At 69.9% G+C, this 18,435-nt stretch carries 15 protein-coding genes; 10 read left to right on the top strand and 5 right to left on the bottom strand.

All coding sequences use genetic code 11. The features are described from left to right. Positions 1–32 precede the first annotated feature (32 nt). The 6 genes from Q0Z83_RS14805 (at position 33) to Q0Z83_RS14830 (ending at position 7,392) form a co-directional block, all read left to right on the top strand. The gene (locus Q0Z83_RS14805; protein WP_317794488.1) at positions 33–1,337 is read left to right on the top strand and encodes an extracellular solute-binding protein; all 1,305 of its coding nucleotides are present in this window, start codon (positions 33–35) and stop codon (positions 1,335–1,337) included. Positions 1,338–1,345: 8 nt separating this feature from the next. Then, positions 1,346–2,263 carry a carbohydrate ABC transporter permease gene (locus Q0Z83_RS14810; RefSeq protein WP_317794489.1) on the top strand — a complete coding sequence of 306 codons (918 nt, stop codon included), beginning with the start codon at positions 1,346–1,348 and terminating at the stop codon, positions 2,261–2,263. Further along, positions 2,260–3,090, top strand: a complete 831-nt coding sequence (locus Q0Z83_RS14815) for a carbohydrate ABC transporter permease (protein ID WP_449701858.1) — start codon at positions 2,260–2,262, stop codon at positions 3,088–3,090. The genes Q0Z83_RS14810 and Q0Z83_RS14815 overlap by 4 nt, the downstream gene beginning before the upstream one ends. Positions 3,091–3,101: 11 nt before the next feature. After that, entirely contained in the window at positions 3,102–4,325 is a 1,224-nt protein-coding gene (locus tag Q0Z83_RS14820) for an ABC transporter ATP-binding protein (protein ID WP_378079316.1), read from the top strand. Beyond that, positions 4,322–5,857, top strand: coding sequence for a glycoside hydrolase family 13 protein (locus Q0Z83_RS14825; RefSeq protein ID WP_317794490.1), 1,536 nt, complete (start codon positions 4,322–4,324; stop codon positions 5,855–5,857). The genes Q0Z83_RS14820 and Q0Z83_RS14825 overlap by 4 nt, the downstream gene beginning before the upstream one ends. A gap of 107 nt (positions 5,858–5,964) precedes the next feature. Further along, positions 5,965–7,392 carry a nitronate monooxygenase gene (locus Q0Z83_RS14830; RefSeq protein ID WP_317794491.1) on the top strand — a complete coding sequence of 476 codons (1,428 nt, stop codon included), beginning with the start codon at positions 5,965–5,967 and terminating at the stop codon, positions 7,390–7,392. Here Q0Z83_RS14830 and Q0Z83_RS14835 read toward each other — a convergent pair. The 5 genes from Q0Z83_RS14835 to Q0Z83_RS14855 are packed head-to-tail and all read right to left on the bottom strand — an operon-like array spanning position 7,331 to position 13,396. Further along, positions 7,331–8,605, bottom strand: coding sequence for an ROK family transcriptional regulator (locus Q0Z83_RS14835; RefSeq protein WP_317794492.1), 1,275 nt, complete (start codon positions 8,603–8,605; stop codon positions 7,331–7,333). The two genes, Q0Z83_RS14830 and Q0Z83_RS14835, sit on opposite strands and share 62 nt — an antisense overlap. Next, positions 8,602–9,435, bottom strand: coding sequence for a DUF6807 domain-containing protein (locus Q0Z83_RS14840; protein WP_317794493.1), 834 nt, complete (start codon positions 9,433–9,435; stop codon positions 8,602–8,604). Before Q0Z83_RS14840 ends, Q0Z83_RS14835 begins: the two co-directional genes overlap by 4 nt. A 15-nt stretch (positions 9,436–9,450) precedes the next feature. Continuing rightward, positions 9,451–10,908 carry a pectinesterase family protein gene (locus Q0Z83_RS14845; RefSeq protein WP_317794494.1) on the bottom strand — a complete coding sequence of 486 codons (1,458 nt, stop codon included), beginning with the start codon at positions 10,906–10,908 and terminating at the stop codon, positions 9,451–9,453. Next, the gene (locus tag Q0Z83_RS14850) at positions 10,905–12,572 is read right to left on the bottom strand and encodes a glycoside hydrolase family 43 protein (RefSeq protein ID WP_317794495.1); all 1,668 of its coding nucleotides are present in this window, start codon (positions 12,570–12,572) and stop codon (positions 10,905–10,907) included. Before Q0Z83_RS14850 ends, Q0Z83_RS14845 begins: the two co-directional genes overlap by 4 nt. After that, on the bottom strand, positions 12,569–13,396 hold the full coding sequence (locus Q0Z83_RS14855) for a DUF6807 domain-containing protein (protein WP_317794496.1): 828 nt from the start codon (positions 13,394–13,396) through the stop codon (positions 12,569–12,571). Before Q0Z83_RS14855 ends, Q0Z83_RS14850 begins: the two co-directional genes overlap by 4 nt. A 126-nt stretch (positions 13,397–13,522) precedes the next feature. Here Q0Z83_RS14855 and Q0Z83_RS14860 point away from each other — a divergent pair, with 126 nt between their 5' ends. From Q0Z83_RS14860 to Q0Z83_RS14875, 4 genes are all read left to right on the top strand, one after another. Next, positions 13,523–14,830 carry an ABC transporter substrate-binding protein gene (locus tag Q0Z83_RS14860; protein ID WP_317794497.1) on the top strand — a complete coding sequence of 436 codons (1,308 nt, stop codon included), beginning with the start codon at positions 13,523–13,525 and terminating at the stop codon, positions 14,828–14,830. Continuing rightward, complete coding sequence (locus tag Q0Z83_RS14865) at positions 14,827–15,702, top strand: carbohydrate ABC transporter permease (protein ID WP_317794498.1); 876 nt, start codon at positions 14,827–14,829, stop codon at positions 15,700–15,702. The genes Q0Z83_RS14860 and Q0Z83_RS14865 overlap by 4 nt, the downstream gene beginning before the upstream one ends. 12 nt (positions 15,703–15,714) lie before the next feature. Further along, positions 15,715–16,602, top strand: a complete 888-nt coding sequence (locus tag Q0Z83_RS14870; RefSeq protein ID WP_317794499.1) for a carbohydrate ABC transporter permease — start codon at positions 15,715–15,717, stop codon at positions 16,600–16,602. Between the two features lie 420 nt (positions 16,603–17,022). Further along, positions 17,023–18,420, top strand: a complete 1,398-nt coding sequence (locus Q0Z83_RS14875) for a pectinesterase family protein (protein ID WP_317794500.1) — start codon at positions 17,023–17,025, stop codon at positions 18,418–18,420. The last annotated feature ends 15 nt before the right edge of the window (positions 18,421–18,435 follow it).

Raw genomic sequence — 18,435 nt, forward strand, 5'->3', positions numbered from 1 at the left:
TTCCAGGTCACCTTCATCGCCGAGGGGACAGCATGGTGCTTGAGAAGAAGTCTCGCCGGTGGGCCTGCGGGTCCGCACTGGTCCTGGCCGCCTCGGTACTGACCGGGTGCGGCGGTGGGGACGGCGGAGCGACCACCCTGACCTACTACATCGCCGACGCCGCTCAGGCCGAGGTGGCCGCCCGCTGCTCCGCCGAGTCCGGTGGTGCGTACACGTTCGACATCCAGCGACTGCCCAACACCGCGGCCGGCGGGCGCGAACAGCTGCTGCGCCGCCTCGCCGCCCAGGACCGCTCGCTCGACATCGTCAGCGTCGACCCGCCGTTCATGGCCGAGTTCGCCAACGCCGGGTTCCTGCGGGCCTTCACCGACAGCGAGCGGCAGGAGTTCTCCACCGGCGTGCTCGACGGCCCGCTGCTGCAGTCGACGTTCCGGGACACGCTCTGGTCGGCGCCGCTCTACGGCAACACCCAGCTGCTCTGGTACCGCAAGTCCGTGCTGGCGAAGGCCGGAGTGGACCCGTCGGCCGGCCCGGTCACCTGGGACCGGCTGATCGAGGGTGCGACGCGAGCCGGGGTCACCGTCGCCGCGCAGGGCCGCCGCAACGAGAGCCTGATGGTCTGGGTCAACGCACTGGTCTCGTCGGCCGGCGGCTCGATCCTGCAACCGGGCTCGGAGAACGTGCCGGCCGCCGAGGTCAAGGGCGGCCTGAACACCGAGGCGGGTGCGCAGGCGGCCCGGATCATGCACGATCTCGCGGTGTCACCGGCCGCCCCGGCCGGGTTCAGCACCGCCGGCGAGGAGGACTCCCGGGCCGCGTTCCAGGCCGCCGACGGCGGTTTCATGGTCAACTGGCCGTACGTGTGGGCCGCCTTCGACTCCGCCATCGAGGAGGGGTCGCTCCCGGCTGACTTCAAGGACGACGTCGGCTGGGCCGCCTACCCACGCGTCGACGCCGGCACCGAGAGCGCCGCCCCGTCCGGTGGACTCGGCCTGTCGATCAGCGCGTTCAGCAGCCGACAGGACCTGGCCGTCCAAGCGATCCGCTGCCTGGCGAACGCGCAGAGCCAGAAGGACTTCATGAAGACCGCCGGTAACCCGGCCGCGCTGGCCTCGGTCTTCGACGACCCGGAGATCCGCGAGATGTTCCCGATGGCCGACGAGATCCGTACCGGTCTCGACGCGGCCACCCCACGGCCGGTCAGCCCCTACTACGGCGACGTCACCGGCTCGATCCAGACCGCATTCCACCCACCGGACGCGCTGTCGGCGCAGAACACCCCGAAAGAAGCGAACGACCTCCTCGAGGACGTCCTCTCCAACAAGCGACTGATCTAGGAGCGGCCGTGAGCACCGTTGAAGCGCCGCGCCGGGTCCGGCTCACCGACCGCGCCCGCCACGAACGCAACCTCGGCTGGCTGCTGGCCGGGCCCGCCTTCATCGCGATGGTCGCGGTCACCGGCTACCCCATCCTCAACGCGGTCTGGCTGTCGATGTTCGACTACCGCCTGACCGACCCCGGCGACCGGGACTTCGTCGGTCTCGGCAACTACGCCATGATCCTCACCGACGGCCTGTTCTGGCAGCAGTTCGGCGTCACCTCGCTGGTCACCGTGATCACCGTGTCGGCCGAACTGGTGCTCGGGTTCGCGCTGGCCATGGTCATGCACCGGGCGCTCTACCTACGCACCGCACTGCGCACCGCGATCCTGGTGCCGTACGGGATCATCACGGTCGTCTCCGCCTACGCCTGGGCGTACGCGTTCAGCAACACCTACGGGTTCGTCAACGACCTGTTCGGGCTGGGTGACTTCGACTGGTTCGGCGGCACCTGGTCGGCGTTGGCCACGGTCTGTGTCGCGGAGATCTGGAAGACCACCCCGTTCATGTCGCTGCTGCTGCTGGCCGGCCTGGCCCAGATCCCGGACGACTACCTGGAGGCGGCCAAGGTCGACGGCGCCACCGCCTGGCAGCGGGTCAAACGGGTGATCCTGCCCAACATGAAGGCCGCGATCATGGTGGCGCTGCTGTTCCGTACCCTCGACGCCTTCCGGATCTTCGACAGCGTGTTCATCATGACCGCCGGCGCGCAGGGCACCGAGACCCTGTCGTTCCTGGCCTACCGGCAGACCATCAGCCGCGTGATGATCGGGCTCGGCTCGGCGGTCAGCGTCATCCTGGCGATCCTCGTCGTACTCATCGCGGTGATGTTCGTGAAGGTCTTCAAGACCGACCTTTCCCAGCAGAGAGGGGAACGGCGGTGAAGACCAGCCGGATGACCCGCGGACTGTGGATCGCCGGGGCGATCCTGATCATCGCCTACGCCATCATCCCGGTCCTGTGGATCGTGTCGCTGTCGTTCAAGGAGGGCGACGACATCACCAACAACGACTTCCTGCCGACCGTGTGGAGCTGGGAGAACTACCGGACCGTCTTCGCCTCCGACCTGTTCACCACGGCCCTGCGCAACTCGATCGGGATGTCGCTGATCGCCACCACCATCTCGGTGTTCCTGGCGACCCTGGCCGCCTACGCGATCTCCCGCCTCGACTTCCCCGGCAAACGCCTGGTCCTCGGGGTGGCGCTGGCGATCACCGTCTTCCCGGTCATCGCGATCGCCACCCCGCTGTTCAACCTGTGGCGCACCCTCGGCCTGTACGACACGTGGCTCGGCCTGATCATCCCGTACCTGTCGTACTCGCTGCCGCTGGCGGTCTACGTGCTCGCCGCGTTCTTCCGGGAGATCCCCTGGGAGATGGAACAGGCCGCCCAGGTCGACGGGGCCACCTCCTGGCAGGCGTTCCGCCGGGTGATCGTCCCGCTCGCCACCCCCGGCGTGTTCACCGCGGCGATCCTGACGTTCTTCGCCGTCTGGAACGACTTCGTCTTCGGCATCACGCTCACCTCCAGCGAGTCGGCCCGGCCGGTGCCCGCCGCGCTCGCGTTCTTCCAGGGCGCCTCCCAGTTCTCGCAGCCGACCGCCCCGATCGCGGCCGCGGCCGTGGTCGTCACCATTCCGGTGGTCATCCTCGTGCTGCTGTTCCAACGCAAGATCGTGGCCGGTCTCACCAACGGCGCCGTCAAGGGCTGAAAGGACTTCCCGTGGCAGCCATCGAGATGCGCAACATCGTCAAGGAGTACGGCGACGGCTTCAAAGCCGTCAACGACGTCAGCCTCGACATCGCCGACGGCGAGTTCATGATCCTGGTCGGGCCGTCCGGCTGCGGCAAGTCCACCCTGCTCCGCATGATCGTCGGACTGGAGGACATCACCTCCGGCGACATGGTGATCGGCGGGAACCGGGTCAACGAGAAGGCGCCCCGCGACCGCAACCTGTCCATGGTGTTCCAGAACTACGCCCTCTATCCGCACCTCACCGTCTTCGAGAACATCGCCTTCCCGCTGCGGCTGAAGAAGAACATCACCGAGGAGGAGGTACGCCGCCGCGTGCGCGACGCCGCCGGGATGCTCGAACTCGACGAGCATCTGGAGCGCAAACCGGCGAACCTGTCCGGCGGGCAGCGGCAGCGGGTGGCGATGGGCCGGGCCATCGTCCGTGAGGTCGACGCGTTCCTGTTCGACGAGCCGCTGTCGAACCTGGACGCCAAACTGCGCGGCCAGATGCGTACCGAGATCTCCCGCATGCAGCGCCGGCTCGGCACCACCACCGTCTACGTCACCCACGACCAGACCGAGGCGATGACCCTCGGCGACCGGGTCGCGGTGCTGCGACGCGGGTTGCTGCAGCAGGTCGCCTCCCCGCGCGAACTGTACGAACAGCCGGTCAACATGTTCGTCGCCGGGTTCATCGGGTCGCCGCCGATGAACTTCCTGCCCGCGGTCGTCACCGGCACGCGGCTGAAACTGCCGTTCCTGGAGATCGACGTCCCGGAGCGGGTGGCCGGCAAGGTCACCGACGGGCAACTGCTGATCGCCGGGCTGCGGCCGGACCACTTCGACGACGCCCGGCTGCTCGACCCGGCCAAACGCGAGCGCGGTGCGGTGTTCCGGGCCCGGGTCGACGTCACCGAGTGGCTCGGCGACGCCCAGTACGCGTACGTCCCGTTCGAAGCCGGTGAGGAGGTGACCAGGCAGCTCGCCGAACTGGCGGCCGAACTCGACAGCGAGGCCCTGCGCACCCAACTGGTCGTCAAGATCGACGCGATGAGCCGGATGCGGGAGGGCCACGAGGGCGAGTTCTGGGCCGACACCCGCCGCATGCACCTGTTCGACCCGCGCACCGGAGAGAACCTCACCCGCGACGAGGCGGCCGCGGCCGAACTCGCCGAACTGGAGCGGGAGAAACTCCAGGAGCGCACCGGATGAGCTGGTGGCGCCACGCGGTCATCTACCAGGTGTACGTGTGGAGCTTCGCCGACTCCGACGGTGACGGCGTTGGTGACCTGCGTGGCGTCCGGTCGCGGCTGCCGTACCTGCGCGAACTCGGCGTCGACGCGATCTGGCTGAACCCGTTCTACCCGTCGCCGCAGGCCGACAACGGCTACGACGTCGCCGACCACCGCGACGTCGACCCCCGCTTCGGGGTGCTGGCCGACGCCGACGACCTGATCCGCGAGGCGCACACCCTCGGCCTGCGGATCATCATCGACCTGGTGCCCAACCACACCTCCTCCGAGCATCCCTGGTTCCGGGCGGCGCTCGCGGCCCCTCCGGGCGCCGCCGTCCGGGGCCGCTACCTGTTCCGCGACGGCCGCGGCCCGCACGGCGACCGGCCACCCAACAACTGGACCAGCCGGTTCGGCGGGCGCGCCTGGACCCGGGCCCCGGACGGGCAGTGGTACCTGCACCTGTTCGCCCCCCAGCAGCCGGATCTCGACTGGACGGCCGACGAGGTCCGCGCCGAGTTCCAGGACATCCTGCGCTACTGGCTGGATCGCGGGGTCGACGGATTCCGGATCGACGTCGCGCACGGGCTGGCCAAGGACCCGCAGATGCCGGACGTGTCCGGGGAGCCCGGATCCACCCATCCGCACTGGGACCTCGACGAGGTACACGAGGTGTACCGGGACTGGCGGCGGATCCTCGACGGCTATCCCGGGGATCGGGTCTTCGTCGGCGAGATCTGGGTGCAGACCACCGAGCGACTCGCCCTCTACCTGCGGCCGGATGAGCTGCACACCGCGTTCAACTTCGCGTTCCTCACCGCGCCCTGGGAGGCGACCGCCCTGCGCACCGCGGTCGACGACAGTCTGCGGGTCCTCGAACGGGTCGGCGCCCCGGCCACCTGGGTGCTGTCCAACCACGACGTGGTCCGGCACGTCACCCGCTACGGCGGCGGCGAGATCGGGCTGCGGCGGGCCCGGGCGGCGACCCTGCTGATGCTCGCCCTGCCCGGCAGCGCCTACCTCTATCAGGGCGAGGAGCTCGGCCTGCCCGAGGTCGAAGACCTTCCCGACGCGGTACGCCGGGACCCCGTCTTCCAGCGCACCGGCGGCGCCGACCCCGGTCGCGACGGATGCCGGGTGCCGCTGCCGTGGTCGGCCGACTCGGCGTCACTGGGGTTCGGGCCGGGCCCGGAGTCCTGGCTGCCCCAGCCACCGGCGTGGGCCGCACTGACCGCCGAACGCCAGAACAGCGATCCGGCCTCGACCCTGAACCTGTACCGCGCGGCCCTCGCCGTGCGTCGTGACCTGACCGGCGACCTCACCTGGCTCCGCACGCCCGACGGGGTGCTGGCCTTCCGTCGCGGACCCGGATTCCTGTGCGTGGTCAATGTCGGCGACGCACCGATCCGCGTCCCACCCGAGGCCCGCACCGCCGCGACGTTGCTGACCAGCTCGTCCCGGGTGCACGGCGACGAACTGCCGGGAGCCACCGCCGCCTGGTACCGCTGCTGAGCGGCCCGGCCGACCGGGCCGTCCGACCCTACCCGGTACGTGTGGTCTTTCAGCAGGCTGCGAAGGTGATCACTTCCGGAAGTCAACCCGTGCTCATCCAAGGTGGCATGGGAGTCGGCGTCTCAGATTGGCGGCTGGCGAGCGCGGTCGCCCGTACCGGTCAGATCGGGGTCGTCTCCGGGGTCGCCCTCGACGTCCTGCTCGCCCGGCGGCTGCAACTGGGCGACGTGGGCGGGCATGTCCGGCGGGCGCTCGCGGCGTTCCCGGCGCCGGAGGTGGCACAGGACATCCTGGACCGGTATTTCGTGCCGGGCGGGATCGCGCCCGGCAAGACGCTGCGGCCGGTGCCCCAGCAGGGGCTGCGTCCACGCCGGCACACCCAGCAGCTGACCGTCGTCGCCGACTTCGTCGAGGTGTTCCTGGCCAAGGAGGGCCACGACGGGCCGGTCGGGATCAACTATCTGGAGAAGATCCAACTCGCCACACCGGCCTCGGTGTACGGGGCGATGCTCGCCGGGGTCGACTACGTGCTGATGGGAGCGGGGTTGCCGACCGAGATCCCGCGGCTGCTCGACGCGCTCGCCGAACATCGGCCGGTCCGGCTGCCGGTCGCCGTCCACGGCGCCGAGCCGGGGGAGCAGCACCACGTCGCCCTCCACCCGCGGGACCTGCTCGGCGTGGACCTTCCGCCGCTGCGGCGGCCCCGCCTGCTGGCGATCGTGTCGTCCTCCACCCTCGCCGGCTACCTGGCCCGCGACGAGACGACCCGGCCGGAGGGATTCGTGCTGGAGACCTCGGTGGCCGGTGGACACAGCGCCCGGCCGCGCGGGAAGCTGACCCTCGACGGTGACGGTGCGCCCGTATACGGGCCTCGCGACGCTCCTGACCTGCCGAAACTCGCGGCCCTCGGGCTGCCTTTCTGGCTCGCCGGTGGGCAGGCGAGCCCGGACCGGCTCGCTGCCGCCCGAGCCGCCGGAGCCGCCGGGATCCAGGTGGGTACGGCGTTCGCGCTGAGCCGGGACTCCGGACTCGACGACGACATCCGGCAGCGACTGCTGCGGCAGGCCGCCGAGGGGACGCTCGTCGTCCGTAACGATGTGCGGGCCTCGCCGACCGGGTTTCCGTTCAAGATGGTGTCGATGGCCGGGACGACCGCCGACGAGCAGGTGTACGCCGTCCGCCCGCGCCTGTGTGACCTCGGGTATCTGCGCACCCCGTACCGCCGCCCGCAAGGGGGTGTGGGTTTTCGCTGTCCGGCCGAACCCGTCGACGAATACGTCCGCAAGGGCGGCTCCGCCGAGGAGACCGAGGGCAGTCGATGCCTGTGCAACGGGCTGGTCGCCACGGTCGGGCTGCCGCAGCGGCGGGCCGGTGGCTACGCGGAACCACCGCTCGTCACGCTCGGCCAGGATCTCGGGTTCCTGCCGCATCTGCCGGACGGGTTCACCGCCGTCGACGTCGTCGAGTACCTGCTCAGCGCGGAATCCGGGCCAGCCAGCCGTTCGGATCATGCCGTACCCGGTCCACCGAGCTGAGCGCGGCGCCGATCACCGCGGCGTCCGGGCCCAGCGGCGCCGGACGGACCTCCACCGGGGACCACGCCGTGCTGAGGACCCGGCCGCGCAGCTCCCGGTCGATGCCGTCGATCAGCCACGACGCCAGCAGCGAATAGCCGCCGCCGAGCAGCACGGTGTCCACCCGGACCAGGTTGACCAGGCCGGCGATCGCCACGCCGAGGGCGGTTGCGGCCTCGTCCAGAGCCTTCAGGATGCGGGGGTCGCCCGCTGAGACCAACGCGTCGACGGCGACGGCCGGGCTCACCCCGGTCTCCCGCGGTACGGCGCCGCCCAGGATCGCGGCCAGGCCGGCGTATCCCTGCAGACAGCCGGTGGCGCCGCACACGCAGGGCGGGCCGTCGGAGCGGACCATCAGGTGACCCAGTTCGCCGGCCCAGCCGTCGAGTTGCCGGCCGTCCAGGACCAGGCCGGCGCCGATGTCGAACTCGCCGCTGACACAGATGAAGTCGCGCAGCTCCTGGCCCGCCGCATACCACTCGGCGAGGGCGGCCAGCCGAGCGTCGTTGCCGACATACGCGGGCAGGCCCAGCGCGTCGGTCAGGGCGGCACCGGCGGCCACGTTCCGCCAGCCGAGGGTGGGGGCGAGCCGGACCACGGCCTCGTCCTGCACCGGGCCGGGCACGGCCAGCGTCGCGCCGACGACGGTCAGGTTCTCCGCCGCGGCGGCCCGGATCGCCCGGTGGGCCATCTCGGCCAGGCCGGCCAGGACGGCCTGTGGCCCTTCGCCCGGTCGCGCGCCGGCCTCCCGCCCCGCGCCCGCCGCTTGCTGCGTCTCGCCCTCTCGGGTGGCGGCGCGCCGGGTGAACTCCAGGTGGCGGACCGTGCCGGTCAGATCGACCACGCATGCCGACAGGGTGTCGGCCCGGATGTCCAGACCGAGTCCGGCCGGACCGGTACGGGCCAGGGAGAGACCCACCCGAGGGCGCCCGGAACTGCCGGAACGCGACGGCCCGGCCTCCACGATCAACTCGGCGGCCAGCAGCTCGTCGACGATCCGGGTGATCGTCGGCCTGGTCAGACCGGTGGCGACGGCCAGTTCACTGCGCGAGATCGGCGTGTCCCGGGCGGCGGCGATCTGCCGGAACGTCAGCACCAGATTGTGGGCGCGCAGACCGTCCTGCCGGATCGGGCCGTCCGAGCTGGGCGCCACCCGATGCACCGGCCGGGTCATGCGGTGAATTCGTCGGCGTAGGCGGCGGCCCGGCCCGGCGGGAGCTCCCCGTCGGCGATCACGGTGACGATCCGCCGTTTCAGCCCCGCATGCGGGACCAGCACCAGCGGGTCGTCCCAGGCCAGGGACGAGCCCACGCCGACGTAGTCGCGGGTCCGCACGAACCACCGGTCACCGCGGGTCGCCTCGTCGGCGCCGAGGAACACCAGCGTCCACCCGTCTCCGGCGACCGAGAGCCAGCGGGCCCTCTGCCCGTGCACCGAGTCGCCGTCGGTGGAGGCGGCCACCCGGCACTCGCCGGACGGCGCCCGCCAGAAGAATCCGCCGTAACCCGCACCGGTACGCCCGTGAGCGGCCGGACTGCGGATCGGCAACTCCCGGTCCGCCATGTTGATCAGCGAAAACGTGAAGTCGAGAGCCCACGCGTCCGGCCCGGCGGGCCGCCACGACAGGGTGCGCCGCTCATAGAACAGCGTGGAGCCGTCTATGTCCTTCCACCGCAGCGTGTGCATGAGCTGGTCCGGGCGGCGGCGCAGCCAGCGCATGTGCTCCTGACTGCCCTGATTGTCCAGCCAGGCCGGGCCGTGGCCGGGCAGGAACGTCCGGCCGCCCCAGAAGTTCGCGCCGTCCACCTCGGCGACGGCGACGCTCACGCCGAGGTGGTGGCGGTGCGAGGCGGGCATCAGCTCGGTCACCGTCGTCCCGCCCAGGGTCCGGACCGGATGCAGGTACGGGCGAGGCGCCAGCGAGGCCGGCAGGTCGGGACGCCACGTGTACTCGGCGACGGTCCGGTCGCCGAGACGCAGAACCTCAACAGCGTCACCGGTCACGGAAGCAGGATAGTGTCACGGCGCCTGCGGTGTGATCGTGGTCGCTTCGACGACCGTGGTCGCGGGGCCGCCGAGGGCGCCGGTGATCGTGCTCGTCCGCAGATGGCCCCGACCGGTGACGGCCTCGTAGTCGCCGTTCAGGTGGGCGTCGACCAGTAAGGCCCGGTCGCCCGCCGCCCGTACCGCCGGTGCGCCGGTCGCCTGGATCGTCACGTTCTGCAGGACCGTGCCGTCGCCCAGCAGCGCCAGGGTGGCCGCGCCCGCGGTGCCCTGCGGGCCGCCGTAGAACTTCGTCGCGGCGGCGGCCATGTCGTAGGTGATCAGCACCTCGCCCTCGCCCCGGATGGTGACCTCGGACTGGTCCGGCCAGATGCGGACCTGCTCCCGGTAGTGGCCGGGTCGCATCACGATCTCGACCCGTCCCCGGGCGTCCCGGGTGGCGCCCAGGGCGGCCAGCAGGGAGCCGTAGTCACCGGTGCCGTCCAGGGCCACGGTCACCGTGCGTGGTGTCCGGGTCGAGGGGGTGGGCGGTCCGGCGTACCGACGGATCAGGTCTTTGATCTTGGCCGCCGGATCGGGGGAGTAGGGGTAGTGGGCCGCCGGGTCGAAGGCCGGTCCGGCGCTGTCGGTGCGCCCGGCCGTCGCGGTGAACAGGTTGCGGCGCTGCACCAGCCGGGCGTTCGTGCCGTGCGTCACCAGCGGGTCGTTGACGTGCTCGAACACGCTGTCCTCGACCACCACGAGGGCGTTGTTGCGGCTCATCGTGCCGTACTGGGTGACGTTGCTCAGATAGTTGTTGAACAGGTGGGCGGCGGCCGTGTTGTCGATGCTCCAGTTGCGTTGCACGGTGTTGCGGATCCAGTTGTGGTGCGCGGTCAGGCGGGTGACGACGTTACTGGTCCAGCCGACACCGAGGGCCTTGTTGATGTCGCTGATCACGTTCCAGGAGAGGGTGATCCGGTCGCTGTCCTTGCGGATGTCGATGCCGCCGTCACCGACCCGTTCGATCCGGACGTGGTCGATCCAGACCAGATCGGCGGTGTCCAGGCGGATGCCGTCGTTGTCGTTGTCGGCGCTCTTGCCGTCGAAGTCGCCGGGGAGGTACGAGTCGCGGATCGTCAGATCGCGGATGATGACGTTGCGTGATCCGTTCAGGAGAAGCCCGCCACCGATCAGCTCACCATCGAGCCCGATGAGAGTTTTGTCGTCGCCCACCGTGATCATGTCGCCGAACGGGTCCACCCGGATGCGGCCGGCGATCTGGATGGTGAGTGGTTCCGGTGCGATCGCCCAGGCGCGTAGTTCGGCCAGGGTGGTGGCCCGGACGGTGCGCCCGGCGGCCCCACCGGTGGCGTCGGCGGCGAAGCCGATCGCCCGGTCGGTGCGGGACGGGTCGGTGTTCGCGGCGGCGGGTGCGGCCGGGCCGGTGAGCAGGGCGGCTCCCAGGACGATGGCGGCTAGGGGACGTTTCATCGGTCCTCCAGATCGGTTTCGGTCAGGCCTTCTTCGTCGGGGTCGATCGTCGTGATCTGGACGGGGCCGAAGTCGGCGTGTCCGGACTGTCCGATGGCGAACAGGCCGAGGGTGGCGCCGACCCAGCCGCCCGGCGTCGCGGGGAACGGCGGGCCGATCTCGGTCCAGCCGGTTCCGGTGTCGGCGGCGAAGTGCGCGACGGCGCCGTCGGTGACGGTCACGGCGAGGCGGACCTCCCCGTTGACCGGTTCCGGTCGGGTGACGTCCTGTTCGGCCTCGCCTCCGGCTTCGGCGGTTCGGCGGATCAGTCGCGGTCCGCCGGGCTGCTGTTCGAGACCGATCCAGCTGTACGTGTGACCCAGCACCACCAACCCGGCCCGCGCCCCGGGTCCACCCGGATGCCGTCCACCGTCCGCCCCTGTGCCGCGATCAAGGCCCGCCTCCGGGGTGCGACCGGGCCCTGCTTCCGGGCGGCCATCGAGCCGGATCGTGGTCTCGACGCGGAACCGCGGTCCGGGTAACCGCCGCCCCAGCACGGCTGGAAAGTTCCGCAGGTCGTCCCCGGGTTCACAGGAGAGCCGGACGCCGTCGGCCGGGCGGAACTCGCCCGCAGCCTTGCGACCGGGCCCGGGATCGGCCGGCCAGGTCCATTCGGACACCACAGTGAAAACGCTTGTCGTTCCCACGGCTTCGGCGGGAGCGCCCCTTTCTTCTGCGGCCTCGGCGGGAGTGCTCGACGTTCCCGCGGCCCCGGCGGGAACGGTTGTCGTCGTCGGCGGGAGGGCGGGCCTGGGGTGCTCCCGGACGGGCTCGCCGTGGTGACCGATCACAGGCCAGCCGCTGTCCAACCACCTCATGGGCTGCAAGTGGACGACACGACCGTACGCATGAAGGTCCTGGAAGTGCAGGAACCAGGAGTCGCCGGCGGGCGTCTCCACCCACGCGCCCTGGTGCGGGCCGTTGATCTTGGTAGTGCCCTGTTCAAGGACGACTTTCGGCTGGTAGGGGCCGAGGATGTGGCGGGAGCGCATCGCGTACTGCCAGCCGTTGGTGACGCCGCCGGCCGGGGCGAAGATCCAGTACCAGCCGTTGCGGCGGTACCACTTGGGGCCCTCGAGGGTGCGGCAGCCGGGGATCGCGTCGCCGTCGACGACGACTGTTCCGGGGCCGAGTGACCGTTCCAGATCAGGGGTCATCCGGTGTGCGGTGAGCCGGTTGTTGAAACCGCAACGGCTCTTCGCCCAGGCGTGGATCAGGTAGGCGTCGCCGTCGTCGTCCCACAGCGGACACGGGTCGATAAGGCCGCGCCCGGGCAGGGCGAGCCGCGGCGGACTCCACGGGCCGGCCGGGTCCTCGCTGGTCGTGACGTAGATGCCGTAGTCCGGGTCGGGATAGCAGATCCAGAACCGGCCGTCGTGGTGACGCAGTGCGGGCGCCCACACGCCGCACCCGGGCCGTGGAGTGCGGTAGGCGTCGGCGGGCACGAGACGATCCAGGGCGTGCCCGATCAACCGCCAGTCGACCAGATCGGTGGAGTGCAGGATCGGCAACCCCGGGACCCGGTGGAAGCTCGAAGCGATCATGAAGTAGTCGTCTCCGACCCGGACGACGTCCGGATCGGACCAGTCGGCATGCAGGATCGGGTTGCGGTACCGCCCGGTCATCGGTGCGCCTCCTCGGCTGCGGTGCGGGCCTCGTCGGTGGCCGGGCCGTCCGCGATCAGCACCGACAACCGCCTGGTCAGCGACCCGCCCACCGGAACGACGAGGCGGTCCCAGGCGACCGCCGAGCAGACTCCGGCGTAGTCGTCGCAGCGGACGAACCACGGGTCGGACGAGACCGCGTCGGTGAGGAAGACCAGAGTCCAACCGCTGCCCTCGACCGACAACCACCGGGCCGACCGCCCGTGGACGGCGTCGATGCCGGAGCCGGTCGAGGCGCTGATCCGGTGATCGCCGTCCGGCGCCCGCCAGAAGAATCCACCGTATCCGGCTCCGTCCCGGCCGCGCGCCGCCGGACTGTCCAGGATGAGCGCGCTGCCGGTGGCGCTGGTCAGGGTGAACTCGACCCGCAACAGCCAGGCGGAACCGTCGATGCGGTGGGCGGACAGGCCGCGTGACTCGTGGGCGAGGGCCCGGCCGTCCCGGTCGAGCCAGTCGAGTTCCTGGTGCAGCCGGTCGCCGGAGCGGTGCAGCCAGCGGACGTGCCGCTGCCGTCCGTGGTTGTCGAGGTGGATCGAGCCGTGCCCGGCCACATAGGTGCGCCCGCCCCAGAAGTTGGCCTCGTTCAGCACCGGAACCGCGATGCTCGCGCCGAGATGGTGCAGGTGGTCGGCGGGCATGAAGCCGGTGACCGTGGTTCCGCCGAGGGTGGTCACCGGGTGCAGGTAGGGGCGGGGCGAGACGGTGGCGGGCAGGTGTGGCTCCCACACGTACCGGGCCACCACCCGCCCGGCGCAGGACAGATCGTGTGCCTTCACGGTCGGCATGGAGGGCAAGCTAGCGGCGGACTCCCAATTACGTCAATCTCTGAAACAAATACCGGCGAGGGCGTTGACATCCATGGCACTCGATGGATAAAACACTGAAACAAATCGCCTCCGGAGGGATCCACCGTGAACTCACGTCTCGACCGGCGCCGGCTGCTCACCCTCGCCGGCATGGCCGGGCTCGCCGCGACCCTGCCCGCCTGCGGCCGCGGCTTCGGCGGCAACGGCAACGGCGGCGACGGCAAGGTCGAACTCAACATGGTCTGGTGGGGCGACGCCCAGCGCGCCGAGCAGACCGGCGCGGCACTCGAGTTGTTCCAGTCGGCCAACCCGGGCATCCGCGTCCGCACCGAATATCAGGACAGCAGCCCGTACAAGGACAAACTCGCCGCCCGTTTCGCGGCCGGCGACCCGCCGGACCTGATGGCGATGCGCTTCGACAGCCTGCGCGAGTACGCCGACCGAGGCACCCTGCTCGACCTGGCCAAGCATCCCGAACTCGACCAGTCCGGCCTCACCGAACCGGCCCGCGCCCTCGGCCAGGTCGGCAGCGCGACCTTCGGCGTGCCGTCCGGCCTCAACACCATCGGGTTCGTCGTCGACAAGACCCTCACCGACCAGTACGGCGTGGACATCCCCGACGGCGACACCTGGGGCTGGCCGGACCTCGCCACGTTCGCCCAGAAGGTCTCCAAGGCCAGCGGCAACAAGGTGTACGGCACCAACTTCGAACCGTGGACGGTCGCCAACCTGCTGGTCTTCGCCCGCCAGCGCGGCGAGGACTTCTTCACCGCCGACGGCAGGCTCGGCGCCACCGAGGCCACCCTGACCGCCTGGTACCAGCTCGTCGAAGACCTGCGTAAGGCCGGCGCCATCCCGCCCGCCGGGTTCATCGACCAGAACAACGGCGCCTCGGCCGCCCAGTCCTACCTGGCCAAGAAGTCGATCGCCTCGCAGATCATCCCCACCAACAACCTGATCAGCTACAACAAGGCGTGCGGCGGCAACCTGGCGCTGCTGCGGATGCCCGGCGAGACCCAGGGTGCCCGCCGCGGGCAGTCCGTCGACACACCGGCCCTGTGGTCGATCGCCGCCGCCTCCAAACACCCGGCGGAAACGGTCAAGCTGCTCAACTTCCTGACCAACGACACCGAGGCCGCCAAGGTCGCCGGTGCCACCCGGGGCGTGCCCGCGAGCAGCAGGGTCGCCGAGACGATCGCCCCCGGACTGGAGCCCGACAACAAACGCTCCAGCGACTTCCTGGGCGCACTCCAGAAGGAGAAACTCCCCGCCTCGTACCCGTACCCGGTCGGCGCCAGCAAACTCACCAACATCCTCAAGACGATCAGCACCGAGGTCGAATTCGGCCGGACCACCCCGGCGGACGCCGGGAAACAGTTCATCACCGAGGCCCGCAAGGCCATCGCCCCATGATCAAAAAACGTCAGGACTGGGCAGGGTACGTCTTCCTGCTGCCCTGGTTCGGCGGCCTGGTCTTCATGGTCGTCCCGTTCTTCGCGTCCCTGTACCTGGCGTTCACCGACTACGACCTGCTCACCCCGCCACGCTGGGCCGGGCTGGCGAACTTCGAGGAGATGCTCGGCGACGTCAAACTCCACCAGTCGCTGAAGGTCACCTTCGTCTACACACTCGTGTCGGTCCCGGTGTCCCTCGCGGTCGCGCTGGCGGTCGCGATCGTCCTCGACCGCGGGGTCCGGGGCCTGGCGATCTACCGCAGCATCTACTACCTGCCGTCGCTGCTCGGCGGCAGCGTCGCGATCGTCATGCTCTGGCGCTACCTGTTCGGCTACGACGGCATCGTCAACGGATTCCTGTCCTGGTTCGGCATCACCGGCCCGGCCTGGACCACCGACCCCGACCACGCGCTGACCACACTGATCCTGCTGCACGTGTGGACCTTCGGCGCCCCGATGGTGATCTTCCTGGCCGGGCTGCGGCAGATCCCCGCCATGTACTACGAGGCCGCCTCGATGGACGGCGCCTCCCGGTGGCGCCAGTTCCGCTCGATCACGCTGCCGCTGCTCAGCCCGATCATCTTCTTCAACCTGATCCAGGCATTGATCGCGTCATTTCAAACCTTCACGCAGGGGTACGTGATCAGCAACGGCAGTGGCGGACCGGCGGACTCCACCCTGTTCTACAACCTGTACCTGTACCAGAAGGGGTTCGCCGAGTTCGACATGGGCTACGCCTCGTCGATGGCGTGGCTCCTGCTGATCATCATCGCGGGGTTCACCGCGATCAACTTCCTCGCGGCCCGCTACTGGGTCTTCTACGACAACTGACGGGGCCGCCCCATGTCGCTCACCCTGACCCGCGTTCCCGCCTCGGCCCCGCCTTCGGTCGAGTCACCGCCGCGCCGCGGACGTCCCCGCTTCCTGCGGCACGTGCTGCTCAGCGGCGTCGGCATCGTGATGATGTACCCGCTGCTGTGGATGATCTCCAGCTCGGTGAAACCCAGCGACAGCGTCTTCACCGACGAGGGCCTGTGGCCTGCCGTGTTCGACTTCGGCAACTACGCCCGCGGCTGGACGGCGCTGAGCGAGCCGTTCGAGATCTACCTGGTGAACTCGCTGGTCATCGTCACGCTCAGCATCATCGGGAACCTGCTGTCCTGCTCGCTGGCCGCCTACGCGTTCGCCCGGCTGCGGTTCACCGGCCGCAAACTGTTCTTCGCGATGATGCTCGGCACGATGATGCTGCCCGGTCACGTCCTGGTCGTTCCGCAGTACGTCATGTTCGACCGGCTGGGCTGGCTCAACACGTACTACCCGCTGCTGGTGCCGCACTTCCTGGCCACCAACGGCTTCTACATCTTCCTGATGGTCCAGTTCATGCGCTCCCTGCCGCAGGAACTCGACGACGCGGCCCGGATCGACGGTTGCGGCCCGTTCCGAACCTTCTGGAAGATCGTCATGCCACTGTGCCTGCCGGCTTTCGCCACGACCGCGATCTTCACGTTCATCTCGGTCTGGAACGAGTTCTTCAGCCCGCTGCTCTACCTCACCGATCCGCAGCTCTACACGGTCCCGCTGGCGGTCCGCCAGTTCATGGATTCGGAGGGCCAGAGCCAGTGGGGCGAGATGTTCGCGATGTCGTTCGTCTCGCTGGCCCCGGTCATCGGCTTCTTCATTGCCGGCCAGAAGTACCTGGTCCGCGGCATCGCAACGACCGGATTGAGGTGATGCCCCCACCCTGAATCCGGCCCCGGGCCGGCGGCGGCCGCGGTCCCGGCGACCGCCGCCGGTCTCCACCCGCGGTCTGGGCGGCCGTGGCGGGTTCCCACCCGTGGTCTCGGCGGCCGCCGCCGGTTCCCGCCTGTGCTCTGGGCGGCAGTGGCGGGTTCCCGCCTGTGATCTCGGCGGCCGCCGCCGGTTCCCGCCCGCGGTTCGGGCGACCGCCGCCGGTTCCCACCCGCGGTCTGGGCGACCGCAGCCGGTTCCTACCTGCGGTTCGGGTGACCGCCGCCGGTCGCCACCCGCGGTCTGGGCGACCGCAGCCGGTTCCTACCTGCGGTTCGGGTGACCGCTGCCGGTCGCCACCCGCACCGATCCTGCTCCGACCCCCATCGGAATGCACCGCTGCTCTCGAAAGAAGGAATCCCCATGAGACGGAGCTGGCAACTGATCGCGGCGTTCGTCCTCGCCGCCGCGGCCACCCTGCTCGGCATCCCCCAACCCGCCGTGGCCGCCCCGGCCACCGGCGTCGCCTATCAGCTCAAGGTCACCAAGTCGGGTATGTGCCTGGACGTGCCGGGCGCGTCGACGGCGAACGGTGCCCTGCTGCAGCAGTGGGGCTGCACCGTCAACTCGGCGTGGCAGCAGTTCACGCTGGTGGCGTCCGGGTCGGCGTACCTGGTCAAGAACGTGAACAGCGGTAAGTGTGTGGACGTGCCCGGCTGGTCGACGGCCTCCGGGGTCCAGTTGCAGCAGTACACGTGTGTATCGAGTCAAGCCAATCAACAGTGGACGCTGGTGTTGAGTGGATCGGATACGTATCAACTCGTCAATGTGAACAGTGGCCTGTGCATGTCGGACAAGGATGCCTCGACGGCGTCGGGTGGCGCGATCATCCAGGAGACCTGTACCGCCAACACCAACAAGCAGTGGGCCTTCGTCACCGGCACCACCGAGACGCCGGTGGTCGCCGCGGACGGCTCCGGCCAGTACACGACGGTCCAGGCCGCGATCGACGCCGTCCCCGCGAACAACACCACCCGGCGGACCATCACCATCAAGGCCGGCACCTACCGGGAGATCGTCACCATCCCGTCGAACAAGCCGTATGTGACCCTGCGTGGTCTCGGCTCGTCCGCCGCCCAGACGGTGATCGTCAACAACCACAGTTCAGCGGGTGGATACGGTACGTCGGGCAGCGCGACGGTCTTCGTCAACGGGGCGGATTTCGCGGCCTCGAACCTCACCATCTCCAACGACTACGGTGAGGGCAGCCAGGCGGTCGCGGCCAACCTGGGCGGCGACCGGTCGGTCTTCGACAACGTGCGGTTCCTCGGCGCCCAGGACACCCTGTTGGTCAACAACAACCGGCACTATGTGAGGAACAGTTACGTCGAGGGCACCGTCGACTTCATCTTCGGCAGCGGCACCGCGGTCTTCAACGCCACCGCGATCTACCAGAAGCGCAGCACCGGCGGCCCGATCACGGCGTCCCGCACCGATGCCGCCAACCCCTACGGCTTCCTCTTCTATCGGTGCACGGTCACCGGCGCGACCAACAACACCACCCAGCTGGGCCGCCCGTGGGGGCCGGACGCCCAGGTGCTCTACCGGGAGACCACCCTCAGCGCCACGATCGCGACCGCGCAGCCGTGGATCAACATGTCCTCCAACGTGTGGACCGCCGCCCGCTTCTCCGAGTACAGGAACACCGGCTCGGGCGCGACCGTCAACAGCAACCGGCCGCAGATGAGCGACTCGACCGCGGCCGACTACACCCCGCAGAAGTATCTGGCCGGCAGCGACGGCTGGAACCCGGTCGGCTGAGAGAGGAGACAAACC

The organism is Actinoplanes sichuanensis (genome assembly GCF_033097365.1).
GTDB lineage: Bacteria > Actinomycetota > Actinomycetes > Mycobacteriales > Micromonosporaceae > Actinoplanes > Actinoplanes sichuanensis.